This is a genomic window from Pseudomonas sp. HP_08, from assembly GCF_055284095.1.
This window is the reverse complement of sequence record NZ_JBTOQC010000053.1, coordinates 104,106-121,788: the sequence shown is the minus strand read 5'-3', so window position 1 is coordinate 121,788 and position 17,683 is coordinate 104,106. Positions and strand designations below refer to the sequence as shown.

17 protein-coding genes are annotated in these 17,683 nt (G+C 60.6%); 14 read left to right on the top strand and 3 right to left on the bottom strand.

Annotated elements, in window-relative coordinates:
* Positions 1 to 54: 54 nt before the first annotated feature.
* The 5 genes from leuC to asd all read left to right on the top strand — a co-directional run bounded on the left by leuC (position 55) and on the right by asd (position 5,327).
* On the top strand, positions 55 to 1,479 hold the full coding sequence (leuC, locus tag ACYAS9_RS29560) for a 3-isopropylmalate dehydratase large subunit (protein WP_463572048.1): 1,425 nt from the start codon (positions 55 to 57) through the stop codon (positions 1,477 to 1,479).
* A 10-nt stretch (positions 1,480 to 1,489) separates the two neighbouring features.
* Complete coding sequence (gene leuD / locus ACYAS9_RS29555) at positions 1,490 to 2,131, top strand: 3-isopropylmalate dehydratase small subunit (protein WP_459745183.1); 642 nt, start codon at positions 1,490 to 1,492, stop codon at positions 2,129 to 2,131.
* A 103-nt stretch (positions 2,132 to 2,234) separates the two neighbouring features.
* Positions 2,235 to 2,999 (top strand): class I SAM-dependent methyltransferase, encoded by a 765-nt coding sequence (locus tag ACYAS9_RS29550; protein WP_463572047.1) that lies wholly within the window; start codon positions 2,235 to 2,237, stop codon positions 2,997 to 2,999.
* Between the two features lie 66 nt (positions 3,000 to 3,065).
* Positions 3,066 to 4,148, top strand: coding sequence for a 3-isopropylmalate dehydrogenase (gene leuB, locus ACYAS9_RS29545; protein WP_463572046.1), 1,083 nt, complete (start codon positions 3,066 to 3,068; stop codon positions 4,146 to 4,148).
* A 66-nt stretch (positions 4,149 to 4,214) separates the two neighbouring features.
* Positions 4,215 to 5,327, top strand: coding sequence for an aspartate-semialdehyde dehydrogenase (asd, locus tag ACYAS9_RS29540; protein WP_056840058.1), 1,113 nt, complete (start codon positions 4,215 to 4,217; stop codon positions 5,325 to 5,327).
* Positions 5,328 to 5,382: 55 nt separating this feature from the next.
* Here asd and ACYAS9_RS29535 read toward each other — a convergent pair whose 3' ends face one another.
* Entirely contained in the window at positions 5,383 to 6,537 is a 1,155-nt protein-coding gene (locus ACYAS9_RS29535) for an acyltransferase family protein (protein ID WP_463572045.1), read from the bottom strand.
* Positions 6,538 to 6,748: 211 nt separating this feature from the next.
* Positions 6,749 to 7,801, bottom strand: a complete 1,053-nt coding sequence (locus ACYAS9_RS29530; protein ID WP_463572044.1) for an NAD(P)-dependent alcohol dehydrogenase — start codon at positions 7,799 to 7,801, stop codon at positions 6,749 to 6,751.
* 181 nt (positions 7,802 to 7,982) lie between these two features.
* Here ACYAS9_RS29530 and ACYAS9_RS29525 point away from each other — a divergent pair, with 181 nt between their 5' ends.
* Positions 7,983 to 8,882 (top strand): AraC family transcriptional regulator, encoded by a 900-nt coding sequence (locus ACYAS9_RS29525; protein WP_463572043.1) that lies wholly within the window; start codon positions 7,983 to 7,985, stop codon positions 8,880 to 8,882.
* 62 nt (positions 8,883 to 8,944) lie between these two features.
* On the opposite strand, the gene ACYAS9_RS29520 is transcribed toward ACYAS9_RS29525, so the two are convergent.
* On the bottom strand, positions 8,945 to 10,600 hold the full coding sequence (locus ACYAS9_RS29520; RefSeq protein WP_463572042.1) for an electron transfer flavoprotein-ubiquinone oxidoreductase: 1,656 nt from the start codon (positions 10,598 to 10,600) through the stop codon (positions 8,945 to 8,947).
* A 505-nt stretch (positions 10,601 to 11,105) separates the two neighbouring features.
* On the opposite strand from ACYAS9_RS29520, the gene ACYAS9_RS29515 reads away from it, so the two are divergent.
* From ACYAS9_RS29515 to ACYAS9_RS29480, 8 genes are all read left to right on the top strand, one after another.
* Positions 11,106 to 11,855, top strand: coding sequence for an electron transfer flavoprotein subunit beta/FixA family protein (locus ACYAS9_RS29515; protein ID WP_463572041.1), 750 nt, complete (start codon positions 11,106 to 11,108; stop codon positions 11,853 to 11,855).
* Positions 11,855 to 12,784, top strand: coding sequence for an electron transfer flavoprotein subunit alpha/FixB family protein (locus ACYAS9_RS29510; RefSeq protein ID WP_463572040.1), 930 nt, complete (start codon positions 11,855 to 11,857; stop codon positions 12,782 to 12,784). The genes ACYAS9_RS29515 and ACYAS9_RS29510 overlap by 1 nt, the downstream gene beginning before the upstream one ends.
* 99 nt (positions 12,785 to 12,883) lie before the next feature.
* Entirely contained in the window at positions 12,884 to 13,702 is an 819-nt protein-coding gene (locus tag ACYAS9_RS29505) for a substrate-binding periplasmic protein (RefSeq protein WP_463572039.1), read from the top strand.
* 10 nt (positions 13,703 to 13,712) lie between these two features.
* Complete coding sequence (locus tag ACYAS9_RS29500; protein ID WP_463572038.1) at positions 13,713 to 14,069, top strand: DUF4398 domain-containing protein; 357 nt, start codon at positions 13,713 to 13,715, stop codon at positions 14,067 to 14,069.
* Entirely contained in the window at positions 14,066 to 14,872 is an 807-nt protein-coding gene (locus tag ACYAS9_RS29495; RefSeq protein WP_463572037.1) for an OmpA family protein, read from the top strand. The genes ACYAS9_RS29500 and ACYAS9_RS29495 overlap by 4 nt, the downstream gene beginning before the upstream one ends.
* Before the next feature lie 209 nt (positions 14,873 to 15,081).
* Entirely contained in the window at positions 15,082 to 16,524 is a 1,443-nt protein-coding gene (locus ACYAS9_RS29490) for an aminotransferase-like domain-containing protein (RefSeq protein WP_463572036.1), read from the top strand.
* A 96-nt stretch (positions 16,525 to 16,620) separates the two neighbouring features.
* The gene (locus ACYAS9_RS29485; RefSeq protein WP_463572035.1) at positions 16,621 to 17,331 is read left to right on the top strand and encodes a translation initiation factor 2; all 711 of its coding nucleotides are present in this window, start codon (positions 16,621 to 16,623) and stop codon (positions 17,329 to 17,331) included.
* Between the two features lie 94 nt (positions 17,332 to 17,425).
* Positions 17,426 to 17,683, top strand: a complete 258-nt coding sequence (locus ACYAS9_RS29480; RefSeq protein ID WP_463572034.1) for a YkgJ family cysteine cluster protein — start codon at positions 17,426 to 17,428, stop codon at positions 17,681 to 17,683.

Here is a 17,683-nt window from a genome sequence, read left to right as displayed (position 1 = left end):
GAGCCTTCATTGATTACCCAAGGCATAGAAAGACGCTGATGAGGAAGATGTCTGATGGCTGGCAAAACGCTTTACGACAAGTTGTGGGATTCGCACGTGGTCAAGCAGCGCGACGACGGTTCGTCGCTGATCTACATCGACCGCCATATCATCCACGAAGTAACGTCGCCGCAAGCCTTCGAAGGTCTGCGCCTGGCCGGGCGCAAGCCATGGCGGGTCGACTCGATCGTCGCCACGCCGGACCACAACGTGCCGACCACCGCCGAGCGCAAGGGCGGTATCGAAGCCATTGCCGATGAAGTCTCGCGTTTGCAGGTCCAGACCCTGGACGACAACTGTGACGAATACGGCATCACCGAATTCAAGATGAACGACCCGCGCCAGGGCATCGTCCACGTTGTCGGTCCCGAGCAGGGCGCAACCTTGCCTGGCATGAGCGTGGTCTGCGGCGACTCGCACACCTCGACCCACGGCGCCTTCGGTGCACTGGCTCACGGCATCGGCACCTCCGAAGTCGAGCACGTACTGGCCACCCAGTGCCTGGTCGCCAAGAAAATGAAGAATATGCTGGTCAAGGTCGAAGGCCAGTTGCCGTTCGGCGTGACCGCCAAAGACATCGTGCTGGCCGTGATCGGCAAGATCGGCACCGCCGGCGGTAACGGCCATGCCATGGAGTTTGCCGGCAGCGCGATTCGCGACCTGTCCGTCGAAGGCCGCATGACCATCTGCAACATGTCCATCGAGGCCGGTGCCCGGGTCGGCATGGTTGCCACCGATGAAAAGACCATCGCCTACGTCAAGGGCCGTCCATTCGCGCCCAAGGGGCAGGACTGGGACAAGGCGGTAGAGGCCTGGAAAGACCTGGTGTCCGACCCCGATGCGGTGTTCGACACCGTGGTCGAGCTCGACGCTGCGCAGATCAAGCCGCAAGTCAGCTGGGGCACTTCGCCTGAAATGGTGCTGGCCGTCGATCAGAACGTGCCCGATCCTGCCCAGGAGCAAGACCTGGTCAAGCGCGGCTCCATCGAACGCGCCCTCAAGTACATGGGCCTGCAGGCCAACCAGCCGATCACCGATATCAAGCTGGACCGGGTGTTCATCGGCTCGTGCACCAACTCGCGGATCGAAGACCTGCGCGCTGCCGCCGAGATCGCCAAGGGCCGCAAGGTCGCCTCGACCATCAAGCAAGCCATTGTTGTACCAGGCTCTGGCCTGATCAAGGAACTGGCCGAGCAGGAAGGGCTGGACAAGGTGTTTATCGAAGCCGGCTTCGAATGGCGTGAACCGGGCTGCTCGATGTGCCTGGCCATGAACCCCGACCGCCTGGGCTCCGGCGAGCACTGCGCGTCGACCTCCAACCGTAACTTCGAAGGGCGTCAAGGCGCCGGTGGTCGTACTCACCTGGTCAGCCCGGCCATGGCCGCGGCCGCTGCCGTGACCGGCCGTTTCATCGATGTTCGCGAACTGATCCAGCACTAAGGAGCCCAGCATGAAAGCCTTTACCCAGCTCAACGGCCTTGTGGCGCCTCTGGACCGTGCGAATGTCGACACCGACCAGATCATCCCCAAGCAGTTTCTGAAATCGATCAAGCGCACCGGCTTCGGCCCGAACCTGTTCGACGAGTGGCGTTACCTGGACGTGGGCCAGCCCTACCAGGACAACTCCAAGCGCCCGCTGAACCATGATTTCGTGCTCAACAACGCCCGTTATCAAGGCGCCAGCGTGTTGCTGGCGCGGGAGAACTTCGGTTGCGGCTCCAGCCGTGAACACGCGCCATGGGCGCTGGAAGAGTACGGTTTTCGCGCGATCATCGCGCCGAGCTATGCCGACATCTTCTTCAACAACAGCTTCAAGAACGGCATGTTGCCGATCATCCTGGCGGAAGATGAAGTCGACCAGCTGTTCAAGCAGGTTGAAGCCGAGCCTGGCTATCAGCTGAGCATCGACTTGCAGGCACAGACCGTGACCCGTCCCGACGGCAAGGTGCTGAGCTTTGAAGTCGACGCCTTCCGCAAGCATTGCCTGCTCAACGGCCTGGACGACATCGGCCTGACCCTGGTCGATTCGGACTCCATCCAGAGCTTTGAAGCCAGACACCGTGCCAGCCAGCCATGGCTGTTCCGCGACTGATGCATTGACGGGTGTTTCGCAGCACGGATCACCGACGGGCCGCTCCTACGGATAACGTGGGCGCGGCCATGGCTGCGAAAAACCCCACACAAGGTGTATCGACATGACCCAATCCCCGCATACCCAGGTTGTTCAGCGCCAGTTCGGCGAACAGGCCGCCGCGTATCTGACCAGCGCCGTACACGCTCAAGGCACCGAGTTTGCGCTATTGCAGGCCGAAGTTCAGGGCCGCAGCGATGCGCGGGTGCTGGATCTGGGTTGCGGGGCAGGGCACGTTAGCTTTAATGTCGCAGCCGCTGTTGGCGAAGTAGTGGCTTATGACCTGTCGCAGCAGATGCTCGACGTGGTTCGTGACACCGCAGAGGCCCGTGGGCTGGACAATGTTCGTACCCAGCGCGGCGCCGCCGAGCGTTTGCCGTTCGAGGATGGCGAGTTCGACTTCGTCTTCAGCCGTTATTCGGCGCATCACTGGAGCGACCTGGGCCTGGCCCTGCGCGAAGTGCGTCGGGTACTCAAGCCGGGCGGCGTCGCGGCCTTTATCGACGTGATGTCACCGGGCAGCCCGTTGCTGGACACCTACCTGCAAACGGTGGAGGTACTGCGCGACACCAGCCATGTGCGCGACTATTCGGCCGCCGAGTGGCTGCGTCAGGTCAGCGAGGCGGGCTTGTTTACCCGCAGCCATACACGTCAGCGGCTGCACCTGGAATTTGCTTCGTGGGTTGAGCGCATGCGCACCCCACAAGCCCTGCGCGTGGCGATCCGTGAGCTGCAACAGGCCATGGGCAGCGAGGTCCGCGAATATTTTGAAATCGCTGAAGACGGCTCGTTCAGCACCGATGTTCTGGTGCTGTGGGCCGGGCGATAAGTTTTTCACCGGGCACAGCGTCTATAAGCAGGCGCTCTGCGCGGCAAGCACACAACCGAGGATGTTATGAGCAAGCAGATTCTGATTCTCCCAGGTGACGGCATCGGTCCTGAAATCATGGACGAAGCGGTCAAGGTACTGGAACTGGCCAACCAGAAGTACAACCTGGACTTCGAGCTGGGCTTCGACGTGATCGGTGGCGCGGCCATCGACAAGCACGGCGTGCCACTGGCCGATGAAACCCTGGAACGCGCCCGCGCAGCAGACGCTGTACTGTTGGGCGCGGTCGGTGGCCCGAAGTGGGACACCATCGAGCGTGACATTCGTCCTGAGCGCGGCCTGCTGAAAATCCGTGCGCAACTGGGTCTGTTCGGCAATCTGCGTCCGGCCATTCTGTACCCGCAACTGGCTGAAGCCTCGAGCCTGAAGCCGGAAATCGTTGCCGGCCTCGACATCCTGATCGTTCGCGAGCTGACCGGTGGCATCTACTTCGGTGCGCCGCGCGGCACACGTGTGCTGGAAAACGGCGAGCGCCAGTCTTACGACACCCTGCCGTACAGCGAAAGCGAAGTCCGCCGCATCGCCCGTGTCGGCTTCGACATGGCCCGTGTGCGCGGCAAGAAGCTGTGCTCGGTCGACAAGGCCAACGTTCTGGCCTCCAGCCAGTTGTGGCGTGAAGTGGTCGAGCAAGTGGCCAAGGACTACCCGGACGTCGAACTGAGCCACATGTACGTCGACAACGCCGCCATGCAACTGGTGCGTGCGCCCAAGCAGTTCGATGTGATCGTGACCGACAACATGTTCGGCGACATCCTGTCTGACCAGGCTTCGATGCTCACCGGCTCCATCGGCATGCTGCCGTCGGCGTCGCTGGACACCAATAACAAGGGCATGTACGAGCCTTGCCACGGTTCGGCCCCGGACATCGCAGGCCAGGGCATTGCCAACCCGCTGGCGACCATCCTCTCGGTGTCGATGATGCTGCGTTACAGCTTCAACCTGGGCGATGTGGCCGACGCGATCGAGAAAGCGGTCAGCGTGGTACTGGATCAAGGCCTGCGTACCGGTGATATCTGGTCGGACGGCAAACAGAAAGTCGGCACCCGCGAAATGGGTGATGCGGTAGTCGCCGCGCTGCGAAATCTGTAATCTCTCTGGCCCGTCGCCATTCCCCACAGGCGCGGCGGCGGTCCCACTTTTAGGTAAGGTGTAGCGATGAAACGTGTAGGTCTGATCGGTTGGCGTGGCATGGTCGGTTCCGTGCTCATGCAGCGGATGCGTGAAGAACAGGACTTCGACCTCATTGAGCCGGTGTTTTTCACCACCTCCAATGTCGGCGGAACAGCGCCATCGGTCGGTAAGGACGTAGCGCCTCTGAAAGATGCGTACAGCATCGAAGAGCTGAAAACCCTCGACGTGATTCTGACCTGCCAGGGCGGCGACTACACCAACGAGGTGTTCCCCAAGCTGCGTGAGGCCGGCTGGCAGGGTTACTGGATCGATGCCGCTTCCAGCCTGCGCATGCAGGACGATGCGGTCATCGTGCTGGACCCGGTCAACCGCAAGGTCATCGACCAGCAGCTGGATGCGGGCACCAAGAACTACATCGGCGGCAACTGCACCGTCAGCCTGATGCTGATGGGCCTGGGCGGTCTGTTTGAAGCCGGTCTGGTCGAGTGGATGACCGCCATGACCTATCAGGCGGCCTCGGGCGCCGGTGCGCAGAACATGCGCGAGCTGATTCGCCAGATGGGCGCGGTCAATGCCTCGGTAGCCGATGACCTGGCCAACCCGGCCAGTGCCATCCTCGACATCGACCGCAAGGTGGCCGACGCCATGCGTGGCGATGCGTTCCCGACCGAGAACTTCGGCGCGCCGCTGGCCGGCAGCCTGATTCCATGGATCGACAAGGAACTGCCGAACGGCCAGAGCCGCGAAGAGTGGAAGGCCCAGGCCGAGACCAACAAGATTCTGGGCCGCTTCAAGAGCCCGATCCCGGTCGACGGCATCTGCGTGCGCATCGGCGCCATGCGTTGCCACAGCCAGGCGCTGACCATCAAGCTGAACAAGGATGTGCCGATTGCGGACATCGAAGGCTTGATCAGCCAGCACAACCCTTGGGTCAAGCTGGTGCCGAACCACCGCGAAGCCAGCATCAAGGAGCTGAGCCCGACGGCCGTCACCGGCACCATGAGCGTGCCGGTTGGTCGTCTGCGCAAGCTGAACATGGGTTCGCAATACCTGGGCGCCTTCACGGTCGGTGACCAGTTGCTGTGGGGCGCGGCCGAGCCGCTGCGTCGCATGCTGCGGATCCTGCTGGAGCGCTGAGTTGCCTTGCTGAACAAAAAACCGCCTGTGAAGGCGGTTTTTTTATGAGTACGATTCAGGCTGCCGGTTTGCCGAAATCAGCGCTGCCGGCTGTGGCGCCAGGCCTGCTCATGCGCTTGCCGAGGGCGATGCCGGGCTGCTCGATGAAGCGCCAGGTGAGCACCGACACGCCCAGCACCAGCGCCAGTTGCGCGAGCAGGAAGGCGTTATCGCCCATCGCGCTGCCCGAGCTGAAATAACGGTGCAGGCCGTCTGTGCCGCCATGCTGCACCGTCAGCGCGTGCCCGCTGATTTTCTCGATCAGGCTGGCCGTGATCGACAGCAACATGAGCACCAGCGCATGGGTCAGGTACACCGAATACGACAAGGTGCCAAGCCAGATAAACCCCGCACTGCGCAGTCCCCTGGAAACCACGCCGGCTTCAAAGGCGAACACGCCGACCACCAGGCAGAACAGCAATGCCAGCGCCAGATTCTGCCCGTCACCGGCATAAGTGATTGCCAGTCCTGTCGTGATCAATGCGATCAGCTCCAGAACACTTGCCTGCCAGGTGCTCAAGCGCAGGCCTTGCGCCTTCAGATACAACTGATAAGTCATGCAGCCGGCGAAAAAGCAGCCGATGCCACGCAGTGCCAGTTCGGTGGGCAGCCCGGCTTCACGGTACAGGGCCACAAACGCGCCCAGCGCCAACAGGCCGAAGGCGTATCTGGCAAGGCTCGGCAGGACCAGGCTCAGCAGGCCGAACAGCAGATACAGATAGAACTCGACGCTGATGCTCCAGGCCGGGTAATTGAACGACATGGCATCGAAGCCCGGCCACCACGACTGGATCAACAGCAGGTTGGGCAAAATTTCTGCCGGTGCCCGCGGGCCGCTGAAACTGCCGCTGCCAAAGGGCACGCCTGCCTGCTCGGCCACTGCCTTGACGCACTCCAGGCCCACGGCCGCCAGCAGCATTGCCAGGTGCAACGGATAAATCCGCCAGGTGCGCGATACCACGAATTGCCGCAATTGCTGGCGTGAATGCAGCCGGCCGGCATAAGCGTGGCTGATCACAAAGCCGCTGAGTACGAAGAAGAACGCCACCAGAGAGTGGGCGTTCCTGAAAAACAGCCATTCGCTGAAGCCTTGCAGAATGTGTGAGTGATAGACCACCACGGCCAACGCACACAGCCCGCGAAAGCTGTCGAGCACCAGAAAACGTTTCATGGCACATGTCCTTGAACTTGAGGGAAATGAGCGGCCGAAAACGTACTGCCAGCCAAGGCGAGAAAGGAGAGGGGGGATTTCAGTCGCGTTACCACCCTCGGATGATCCGACGGGCAGGCAGGGCTGAATGATCAGGAGTATGGCGTGATCGGGATCTGCCCGCAATTGTCGGGCGGGCAGATCCGGTATCAAGGTCGCTGTGGCGAGTTGATCAGGCCTTGAGCATGGCCATGTCGATGACGAAGCGGTATTTCACATCGCCGGCCAGCATGCGCTCGTAGGCCTGGTTGATATTGCGGATATCGAGCATTTCGATGTCGCAACTGATGTTGTGCTCGGCGCAGAAATCCAGCACTTCCTGGGTTTCTGCGACGCCGCCGATCAACGAGCCGGCCAGTACCCGGCGCTGGAGTACCAGGTTGCCTGCGTGCACCGGTGGGTCGATTGGTTCGATCAGGCCGACCAGAATATGCACGCCATCGAACGTCAGGGTTTCCAGGTAGGGATTGAGGTCGTGCTGCACCGGAATGGTGTCGAGCAGGAAGTCAAAGCGCCCGGCAGCGGCTTTCATCTGCTCGGCATCGGTGGAGACGATCACGTGATCGGCACCCTGGCGACGCGCTTCGGCGGCCTTGGCGGCGGAGCGGGTGAACAGCGTGACCTCGGCGCCCATGGCCTTGGCCAGCTTGATGCCCATATGGCCCAGGCCGCCCATGCCCAGTACGCCGACCTTGTCGCCCGCCTTGACGCCGTGGTGCTTGAGCGGCGAATAGGTGGTGATGCCTGCACACAGAATCGGTGCGGCGGCGGCCGGGTCGAGGGTTTCCGGGATGCGCACGACAAAGTGCTCGCTGACCACGATGCTGCTGGAATAGCCGCCCATGGTGTTGCTGCCGTCGACCCGGTCAGGCGTCGCGTAGGTCATGGTCGGACCTTCCTGGCAATACTGCTCCAGATCGGCCTGGCACGCCTTGCAGGTACGGCACGAGTCGACCATGCAACCGACACCGACCAGATCGCCGACCTTGTAGCGGGTGGCATCGGCACCGGTGGCGGTGACCTTGCCGACGATTTCGTGGCCGGGCATCAGCGGGTAGACAGCAATGCCCCACTCGTTGCGTGCCTGGTGGATATCGGAGTGGCAAACGCCGCAGTAGAGGATCTCGATGGCGACATCGTCGGCGCGCAGGCTGCGGCGCTCGAAGGTCATGGGGGCCAGTGGCGCGGTAGGGGATTGGGCGGCATAACCGATGGCGGTATACATGAGAAGCCTCGCAAAAATGACAACGTGTTGAGGCGAACCATTGTCGTCATCAAGGCGGCTCGCGGCCATGGCCATTTCTCCGTGATTCATGCCTGATTCTCCGGCGACTGACCTGAGGTGACATTCAAGAGGCGCAGATCTGCGATGATGGGCCTGTCTGATTCTCTACCCGTGTGCCCTTATGCAACTGACCCGTCACCTGCAAGCCAATGCCATCCTCGTGTCCCTGATCCAGTCGCTGGCGGTGACGCCGGGCTGGGTGTCGACCCGTCTGCCGGAGGTGAAGCTGATCAGCGCCTTCAGCCACATGGGCAGCAGCCCGCAGATCTACGAGCCGAGCCTGATGATCGTCGCCCAAGGCAGCAAGGTGGCGTTTCTGGGGCCCAGAACCTTTGAGTACGGTGCCGGGCATTATCTGATTCAGGCCTTGTCGGTGCCATTCAAGTGCGAGACGTTCGCCACCCCGGAGATGCCGCTGTACGGGGTTTCTGTGGCGATGGATCGCACCCTGCTCGGTGAGCTGGTGCAGGCCATGGGGCCGGTGGACGGCCATGAGAGCCGCCAGCAGACCCCGGAATCGATGACTTCGGTGCAGTTCGATACCGGCATGCGCGAAAGCGTCGAGCGGCTATTGCGCTGTCTGCATGATCCACTGGAGTGTCAAGTGATGGGCCAGGCGCGGCTGCGCGATGTGCTGTACAGCGCGCTGCGCGGACCACAGGCGGGAGTGTTGCGGGCGCTGGTCGAGCAGCAGGGGCAATTTGCGCGGGTGGCGGCGTCGGTCACTTACTTGCACGAGCATTACGCCGAGCCGCTGAACGTCGAAACCCTGGCCCGCTGCGCGAACATGAGCGTGTCGACCTTCCATGAGCACTTCAAGCGCAGCACCTTGTTGTCGCCGGTGCAGTACCTCAAGCGCTTGAGGTTGCTCAAGGCCCAGCAGATGCTGGTCACCGACGGCCTGGGCGTGGCCCAGGTCGCGTTGAAAGTCGGGTATCAGAGTGCGTCGCAGTTCGGGCGCGAGTACAAACGCTATTTCGAGCGCAGCCCGGGGCAGGAGGGGATTTCTTTGAAGCTCTAAGCTGCAAGCCACAAGATCAAAACGCGCAGGACGCCGAATCGCTTGTGGCTTGCCGCGGGCTTTTACATATTGGGGTAGTTCGGGCCGCCTGCGCCTTCCGGGGTGACCCAGGTGATGTTCTGCGACGGGTCCTTGATGTCGCAGGTCTTGCAGTGCACGCAGTTTTGCGCGTTGATCTGGAAGCGTTTCTCGCCGTCTTCTTGCGTCACCACTTCGTACACACCGGCCGGGCAATAACGCTGGGCAGGCTCATCGTACAGCGGCAGGTTCTTGGCAATCGGAATGCTCGGGTCGATGAGCTTCAAGTGGCACGGTTGTTCCTCTTCATGGTTGGTGCTGGAGAGGAATACCGAACTGAGCTTGTCGAAGCTCAGCTTGCCATCGGGCTTGGGGTAGACGATCTTTTTCGATTCGCTGGCCAGCTTCAGGCAGGCATAGTCCGGCTTGGTGTCGTGCAGGGTAAATGGCAGCTTGTTGCCGAAGATATTCTGCTCGAGGAACGCAAAGCCTGCGCCGGCGATAGGGCCGAACTTGTGCATGGCCGGGCCGAAGTTGCGCGACGCGAACAGCTCGTCGTGCAGCCAGCTGGCCTTGAAGCCTTCGACATAGGTGTTCAGCGTATCGCCGCCTTCGGTGCCGGCGATCAACGCATCGGCCACGGCTTCTGCGGCCAGCATGCCGGACTTCATGGCGGTGTGGCTGCCCTTGATCTTGGCGAAGTTCAGGGTGCCCAGATCGCAGCCGATCAGCGCGCCGCCGGGGAATACCATTTTCGGCAGCGAGTTGTAGCCGCCCTTGACGATGGCGCGGGCGCCATAGCTGATGCGCTTGCCACCTTCCAGGTACTGCTTGGCCACCGGGTGATGTTTATAGCGCTGGAATTCATCGAACGGCGACAGGTACGGGTTGCTGTACGACAGGTCGATGATCAGGCCGACCACCACCTGGTTGTTTTCCAGGTGATAAAGGAACGAGCCGCCCATGTTGGCGCTGTCTAGCGGCCAGCCAGCGGTGTGTACCACCAGGCCCGGTTCATGTTTGGCCGGGTCGATTTCCCACAGTTCCTTGATGCCGATGCCGTAATGCTGCACGTCGGCTTCTTTATCGAGCTCGAAGCGCTTGATCAGTTGCTTGCCGATATGGCCACGGCAGCCTTCGGCGAACAGCGTGTATTTGCCACGCAGTTCCATGCCGGGGGTATACAGGCCATCCTTGGGATTGCCTTCGCGGTCCACGCCAAGATCGCCGGTGACGATGCCGCGCACCACACCGCTTTCGTCGATCAGCGCCTCTTGGGCAGCGAAGCCCGGATAGATCTCGACACCGAGGTTTTCGGCCTGCTGGGCCAGCCAGCGGCACAGATTGCCCAGCGAGATAATGTAGTTGCCTTCGTTGTGCATGGCCTTGGGCACAAAGAAGTCGGGAACCTTGATCGAGCTTTGCTCGCTGCGCAGCACATAGATGTCGTCGCGCTTGACCGGAGTATTCAGCGGGGCGCCGAGCGCTTTCCAGTCGGGGAACAGTTCATCCAGTGCACGCGGTTCGAATACGGCGCCGGACAGAATGTGTGCGCCCACTTCGGAGCCTTTTTCCACGACGCAGACGCTGATTTCCTGACCCGCATCGGCAGCCTTCTGTTTCAGGCGGCACGCGGCAGAAAGCCCGGAGGGGCCGGCTCCGACGATCACAACGTCGAATTCCATGTATTCGCGTTCCAAAGGCTATCTCCTACAAGGGCTCACGGTATTTTCTATAAGCGCTGTCGATAAACAATGCACCTGGCATTGAATTCGCCGCTTCTTTTAAAGGAAGGCATTATATCTACACCACTGTGCAGGTCCAATACAAACGTTTGTTTGAATTGGCCGCAGGCCTTATAAATCCTAGAGGCGGGACCCGTGACTGGCGGATATGTCGTATTGACCGTCCGGGAGGTTGCGGTCAAGATACGGGCGGTTTCGTACTTGCCCAAGGCCCGGTTGCGATTGGGCCAGACCTGTAAAAGGCTTGAGGCGAGTACAGTGCAGGCCATTGAATCGATGCATATCGTGGGGCGCATTTTACACACCCCGAAGGCCATTGGCCGGCTTTAAATCGGTTTCAGGCTGGGGTTACACGGTATGCGCCGCGCCTGCGCTCCCCAGGATTGCTTGTTGAGGACGCATTTCAATCGCCTGGTCATGTCCGGGCGACTTCTATTCACCGGAGAGTAACGAGGAATCCATGAAGGTTCTTGTAGCTGTCAAAAGAGTGGTCGACTACAACGTCAAGGTTCGCGTCAAGGCGGACAACTCCGGCGTCGACCTGGCCAACGTCAAGATGTCCATGAACCCTTTCTGCGAAATCGCCGTGGAAGAGGCCGTGCGTCTGAAAGAGAAGGGCGTGGCCAGCGAAATCGTCGTGGTCAGCGTGGGTCCATCCACTGCTCAGGAACAACTGCGCACCGCGCTGGCGCTGGGCGCCGACCGTGGCGTGCTGGTCGAGTCTGCCGAAGAGCTCACCTCCCTGGCCATCGCCAAGCTGCTCAAGGCTGTGGTCGACAAGGAGCAGCCACAACTGGTGATTCTCGGCAAACAGGCCATCGACAGCGATAACAACCAGACCGGCCAGATGCTGGCCGCGCTGAGCGGTTACGCACAGGGCACCTTCGCCTCCAGCGTCGAGATCAGTGGCGACAAGGTTGCCGTGACCCGCGAGATCGACGGCGGCCTGCAGACCGTTTCGTTGAACCTGCCGGCCATCGTCACCACCGACCTGCGCCTGAACGAGCCACGCTACGCTTCCTTGCCCAATATCATGAAGGCCAAGAAGAAGCCGATCGAGACCCTGACTCCCGAGGCGCTGGGCGTTTCTACCGCATCGACCAACAAGACCCTCAAGGTTGAAGCCCCGGCTGCACGCAGCGCGGGCATCAAGGTCAAATCGGTGGCCGAACTGGTCGAGAAACTGAAGAACGAAGCGAAGGTAATCTAATGACTATCCTGGTTATCGCTGAACACGACAAAGGCCTGTTGGTGCCTGCCACTCTCAATACCGTAGCCGCTGCCCAGAAAATCGGTGGCGACATCCACGTGCTGGTTGCCGGTGCGGATGTTGCGGGCGTCGCTGAAGCCGCTGCCAAAATCGCTGGCGTTGCCAAGGTGCTGGTTGCCGACAACGCTGCCTATGCACACCTGCTGCCGGAAAACGTTGCGCCGCTGATCGTCGAACTGGCGGCCGGCTACAGCCACGTACTGGCGGCTGCCACCTCCAACGGCAAGAACATTCTGCCGCGTGTGGCGGCACAACTGGATGTCGACCAGATATCCGAGATCGTTGCCGTTCAATCGCCTGACACCTTCCAGCGTCCGATCTACGCCGGTAACGCCATCGCCACCGTGCAGTCGACCGCTGCGGTCAAGGTCATCACTGTGCGTTCCACCGGTTTCGATCCGGTTGCCGCCGAAGGTGGTTCGGCTGCCGTTGAAGCCGTGGCTGCCGTACACGACGCCGGCAAATCGAGCTTTGTCAGCGAAGAGCTGGCGACCTCGGACCGTCCGGAACTGACTGCCGCCAAGATCGTAGTGTCCGGTGGTCGTGGCATGCAGAACGGTGAGAACTTCAAGCACCTGTACGCCCTGGCCGACAAGCTCGGTGCGGCGGTGGGTGCTTCGCGCGCCGCCGTCGATGCAGGCTTTGTACCCAACGACATGCAGGTCGGTCAGACCGGCAAGATCGTTGCGCCACAGCTGTATATCGCGGTAGGTATTTCAGGTGCCATCCAGCATCTGGCCGGCATGAAAGACTCCAAAGTGATCGTGGCGATCAACAAGGACGAAGAAGCGCCGATCTTCCAGGTGGCTGACTACGGCCTGGTCGCGGACCTGTTCGAAGCAGTACCAGAGCTGGAAAAACTGGTTTAACCCAGGTTTTTCTTGCTGTAAAACCCGCCTGGTCCGGCTCATGCGCAAGCATGGTCGGGCCGGCGGGTTTTTTGTTTTTGCCACTGAAAGGTTTTTGCCATGCGAGTTTCACCACCGTTCTGGTTCGCGCTGCTGCTGGGCTCATTGATGTTGCCGGGCGCTGGATGGGCAGCCGGCAAGTGCGAGCGGTTGATCGTGACGGGCAGTCCCGATGCGCCGCCGTATCTGTGGCGAGATCCGCAGGATCCCAGGCATTTGATGGGCGCCAACGCCGATTTGCTTGGTCAGGCGCTGAAAGAATTGGGCGTCAGCGTAGAGTTTCTGTACGCCGGCAAGCGCAGCCAGGCGCAGGAAGAGGTGCGCAGCGGGCGCATGGACCTGCTCGCCGATGCGCCGTTGAATGCCGCCTGGCTCGATGCGTTTGACTATATTCATCCGGCCGCGACGCATAACGACATCGTGATCTGGGTGCGTTCGACGCCAGAGCCTGCCATTCAGGCGCTGGAAGATTTGCACGGGCGTACGGGGGCGGTTTCGCAGCGAACCCGATTGACGCCGGCGTTCGAGAGCGAGGCGGCGCAACATCTGCAACTGCAGCAGGTGCCGGGCCTGACGCAGGCGCTGCAAAAGCTGGTGCTGGGTGAGGTGGATTATGTGCTGGCCGGGCGTTATGCCGGGATGGTCATGGCGCAGACGCTGGGGCTGGCTGACACGTTGCAGGCGCTGCCGGTGGTGGTCGACAGGCCGGGCTTGCACTGGGCTCTGTCGTTCAATTCGGCCTGCAATGATCCATGGTTGCGCGGACAGTTGGCGAAAAAGATGACAGAATCGGCCGCTTCCGGCCTTGCCGATGAAGCCATCAGGCGCAATCTGGATGTGTGGAAAAGCCAGTTGCAGCAGCCTGTCTCAAAACAGTAGGAATGTTTTTGTGAGTATTCGTTTTCTGGTTGCCTGCATGGCGACCGTCACGCTGGCCGGATGTGCCAATGACCCGGCTCCGTCCGAACAAATGAAGCTGACCGAACAGGCGCTGCATCAAGCCAAAGCGGTGGGTGCCGATGCCGAGGCGCAGCCGTCCATGCAGCAAGCCACTGACAAGTTCGCCCAGGCGCGTACCGACATGCTGGCGCAATCCTATAAACAGGCGCGCATGCAAGCCGAACAGGCCGAGCTCGATGCGCGGCTGGCTGAAGCCCAGGTCTTGACCCTGAAAAGCGAAGAGCAGCGTGCGCAGCTTGAAACCCGCCTCGAGCGTCTGCGCAAGCAGTTGAAGGAGGCCCAATGAATCGTCTTGCTCCGGTTTTCGGTGCCTGCCTGTTGCTGGGCTTGAGCGGTTGCGCCAGCCAGCACGCCAGCGATCAGGACCTGCAAAAAGCCAGTGCCGATTTCCAGGCCGTCAAGGAAGACACCGATGTGCTGCGCAGTGCGCCCAAAGATGTCATTCGTGCCGGTGAGTCGCTGGCGCGGGCCGAGCGTTTATCCAGTTATGTGGGCAGCGCTGAAGATGTACGCCATTACGCCTACCTGAGCAGTCGCTACAGCGAAATTGCTCGTGAGCACAGCAACCTCGTGCTGTCTCAGGAGCGTCTGGCGAAAATGGAGATGGATCGACAGCGCCTGCAACTGGCGCTGCGCGAGGCCAAACTGGCAGGTGCCCAGCGCCAGGGTAAGTGGCTTGAAGACCAGATTCTGAGCCTGGCCACGACCCAGAGCGATCGCGGCCTGGTCATGACATTGGGCGACATGCTCTTCGATGAGGGCGATACGGAGCTGAAAAATTCGGCCAATCGCACCGTGCTCAAGGTTGTGCAGTTCTTGCAGCTCAATCCTCGCAGGGTCATCCGTATCGAAGGCTATACCGACAATACCGGTGACCGGCAGGGCAACCTGAGACTGTCCAGAGAGCGTGCTCAATCGGTGGCCGATATGCTGATCGACCTCGGCGTGAACGAAAAGCGCGTTCAGGTCGAAGGGTATGGCGAGCAATTTCCGGTGGATGTAAACGCGACAGAGCGTGGTCGGGCACAAAACCGACGTGTGGAAATCGTTTTTTCCGACGATAAAGGGCTGCTCAGCGACCCTCGGTAAACGATTTGTTTAAAAAAGCCCGGCGTCCATTAGGGCGCCGGGCTTTTTTTGGCTTAAAAGCTGGCTCTTTTGGCGTATACGCCTGCCAATAATTTCTGTCAGCGTGCACAATGTCCCGCATCTGGAAGAACTGTCCTAGTACACTTTTGGACTGTTATGGTTGTTTTTCCCAAAAAATAAAAAATTGTCGGTCGTTGTGAGGCTGATTCATGACCAATTTGTTGCTTTACCAACGTATCGCCAAGCAGCTGGCCGAAGATATTCGTCGCGGCGTGTATCAGCCCGGCGAGCGTGTACCTTCGGTGCGCAAGATGAGCTCGCAGCTCAATGTCAGCCACGCGACGGTGTTGCAGGCCTACGCCAACCTTGAGGATCAGGGCCTGATCCGCGCCCGTCCGCAGTCGGGTTACTACGTGCATCAGACGCCTGCGTTGACAGCATCGACCCCCGATATCGCCCGGGTCGAGAGGCCCAGCCTGGTCACGCGCAGCAGCATTATTCAACAAGTGCTGGTGGAGTCGCGCCGCGAAGGGGTCTTTGCACTCGGTGCGGCCGTGCCGCATGTGGACTATTTGCCAGTGCGCGCCTTGCACCAGCAACTGGCCAAGGTGACGCGCTTTCATAGCCCGCGAGCCTTCAGTTACATGTTCAGCCCGGGCTTCGAGCCATTGCGCCGTCAGGTGGCGATTCGCATGCGCGATGCCGGTGTGGTGGTCGACCCGTCCGAGGTCATCATCACCCACGGCTGCGTCGATGCGTTGCAGATGGCCCTGAGGGTGGTAACCCGCCCCGGCGATCTGATCGCTGCCGAGTCGCCGGCCTATTACGGCTTGCTGCAACTGGCTGATCTGCTGGGTCTGAAAGTTATCGAGATTCCCAGCGATCCAGTGACCGGTATCAGCCTGGAAGCGCTGCAACTGGCGGCCAACCAATGGTCGATCAAGGCCCTGGTGCTGACCGCGCGAACCAGTAATCCGCTGGGCGCGACCATGCCAGAAGAGCGGCAGAAGAACCTGCTGCGTCTGGTGTCGGATTTCGATATCCAGGTCATTGAAGACGATATTTACGGCGAGCTGATGTTCGAAATCGGTCGAACCAAGGCGCTCAAGGCCTACGATCGCCAGGATCGGGTGATTTACTGCTCCAGTTTTTCCAAGACGCTTTCGCCGGGTGTGCGCATCGGCTGGATGATTCCTGGCAGCAAATACCATGGCGAGATCCAGCGTTTGCAGACCTTCAGTACCCATTCGGCATGCAGTGTGACGCAAATGGGGGTGGCGGCTTACCTCGAAAACGGCGGCTACGACCGCCATCTGCGCTATATCCGCGTGGAGTACCGCAAAAATCTCAGTGCTTACCAGCTGGCGGTTCAGCAATACTTTCCGGAAGGCACGCAAATGAGCCGGCCAGTGGGCGGTTTTATTCTGTGGGTCAGCCTGCCGGGGCGGGTCAATACCCAGGAATTGCACGTCAGGGCACTGGAGCAGGGCATCAGTATCGCGCCGGGACTGATCTTCAGTAATACAGAACAGTTCAATCACTGCATTCGCATCAACTGTGGCATGCCCTGGAACCGCGAGGCAGAGCGTGCGCTGATGACACTGGGGATGCTGGCCAGACAATTGTGCCAAGAGACGTCAATCGGTTACTAAGTGGCACAGATTTTTGCCCCGGTGATCCGCCTGACGCTTGTCATCAACGCTGCAAAAGGACAGCATGTGGCTTTCTGCCTATGCAATTGCCTGCCTATGAATGCTTTTCGTTGTCTTGGATTGCTGATTTTTGTGCTGTTGGGTGCCTGTGACAAGCAACAAGAACCGGTGGTACCCAAGCCCAAGACTCAGGCTGTCCAGAGTGCCGCATCTGTCCCGGCGCCGCCTGTCGTGCCGTCGACCGTGCCTTCCACGCTCGACAAGCCGGTGGCTGATGTCGTCACAGGTTCCGTGGCCAGTAAGCCGGCGGCGCCTGTGCATGAACTCACGCCCAATGTGCCCGTGGTGCCGGTCGTCATCGGCAAGGGCGATTCCGGTGTGGCCCCAAAGCCTGCCGAGGTTCGCTCGGACAAGGGCAGCAAGGTTGCCAAGGCGTCGGCGGCCGATGAGAAAAAGCCATCGGTGAACAAGCCGGCCACCAAGGCGGTGACCAAGCGGGAAGAGCAGGCGCAAAAGCGCCAGGCCGCCAAGGCCGCTGCAGTGGTCAAGGAAACAGGCCTGGGCAAGACCCGTCTCGACCTGAGCCTGCCGCCCGAGCTGGTTCAGGAGCTGGAGCCGCCGCCCAAGGTCATTTCCGCGCGCCGCAAGCCCTTGCTGCCGCCGATGTTTGGCGACAAGGCGTCTGATGACCCGAATGGCTTCGAGCTCAATGGCCGCTTGCTGAGCAACGAGATGCAGCTGCAGATGCGCAACGACAGTCGACGTGATGTCGAAGGCGCGGCGCTGGACTTCAAGTTCAAGCAGTAACGCCCGGTTTGCCGCCTGCTATGGCGTTTTCAAACGCTTGTTAGAGCGGGTAATACCGCTATCCTTTCTTCTGACTTTCAAGGTAAATCGCGTCATGGACTGCCGTTCCGGTTGTGGTGCCTGCTGCATCGCGCCCTCCATCACTTCTCCCATTCCCGGCATGCCCGAAGGCAAGCCGGCGGGTGTTCACTGTTTGCATCTGACAGTCGAGTTTTTCTGCGGCCTGTTTGGCAAGCCTGAACGGCCAGAGGTGTGCGGTCAGTTCAAGGCGGCCGAGGATGTCTGCGGTGTCGATCGGGTGGATGCGATTCGTCTGATCGGCTGGTGGGAACAGGTCACGGCAGTGGCGTGA

What these genes read in the sequence shown, in the direction of transcription:
- leuC (WP_463572048.1), top strand. Translation starts at nt 55, where the DNA reads ATGGCTGGCAAAACGCTTTACGACAAGTTGTGGGATTCGCACGTGGTC.
- leuD (WP_459745183.1), top strand. Translation starts at nt 1,490, where the DNA reads ATGAAAGCCTTTACCCAGCTCAACGGCCTTGTGGCGCCTCTGGACCGT.
- ACYAS9_RS29550 (WP_463572047.1), top strand. Translation starts at nt 2,235, where the DNA reads ATGACCCAATCCCCGCATACCCAGGTTGTTCAGCGCCAGTTCGGCGAA.
- leuB (WP_463572046.1), top strand. Translation starts at nt 3,066, where the DNA reads ATGAGCAAGCAGATTCTGATTCTCCCAGGTGACGGCATCGGTCCTGAA.
- asd (WP_056840058.1), top strand. Translation starts at nt 4,215, where the DNA reads ATGAAACGTGTAGGTCTGATCGGTTGGCGTGGCATGGTCGGTTCCGTG.
- ACYAS9_RS29535 (WP_463572045.1), bottom strand. Translation starts at nt 6,537, where the DNA reads ATGAAACGTTTTCTGGTGCTCGACAGCTTTCGCGGGCTGTGTGCGTTG.
- ACYAS9_RS29530 (WP_463572044.1), bottom strand. Translation starts at nt 7,801, where the DNA reads ATGTATACCGCCATCGGTTATGCCGCCCAATCCCCTACCGCGCCACTG.
- ACYAS9_RS29525 (WP_463572043.1), top strand. Translation starts at nt 7,983, where the DNA reads ATGCAACTGACCCGTCACCTGCAAGCCAATGCCATCCTCGTGTCCCTG.
- ACYAS9_RS29515 (WP_463572041.1), top strand. Translation starts at nt 11,106, where the DNA reads ATGAAGGTTCTTGTAGCTGTCAAAAGAGTGGTCGACTACAACGTCAAG.
- ACYAS9_RS29510 (WP_463572040.1), top strand. Translation starts at nt 11,855, where the DNA reads ATGACTATCCTGGTTATCGCTGAACACGACAAAGGCCTGTTGGTGCCT.
- ACYAS9_RS29505 (WP_463572039.1), top strand. Translation starts at nt 12,884, where the DNA reads ATGCGAGTTTCACCACCGTTCTGGTTCGCGCTGCTGCTGGGCTCATTG.
- ACYAS9_RS29495 (WP_463572037.1), top strand. Translation starts at nt 14,066, where the DNA reads ATGAATCGTCTTGCTCCGGTTTTCGGTGCCTGCCTGTTGCTGGGCTTG.
- ACYAS9_RS29490 (WP_463572036.1), top strand. Translation starts at nt 15,082, where the DNA reads ATGACCAATTTGTTGCTTTACCAACGTATCGCCAAGCAGCTGGCCGAA.
- ACYAS9_RS29485 (WP_463572035.1), top strand. Translation starts at nt 16,621, where the DNA reads ATGAATGCTTTTCGTTGTCTTGGATTGCTGATTTTTGTGCTGTTGGGT.
- ACYAS9_RS29480 (WP_463572034.1), top strand. Translation starts at nt 17,426, where the DNA reads ATGGACTGCCGTTCCGGTTGTGGTGCCTGCTGCATCGCGCCCTCCATC.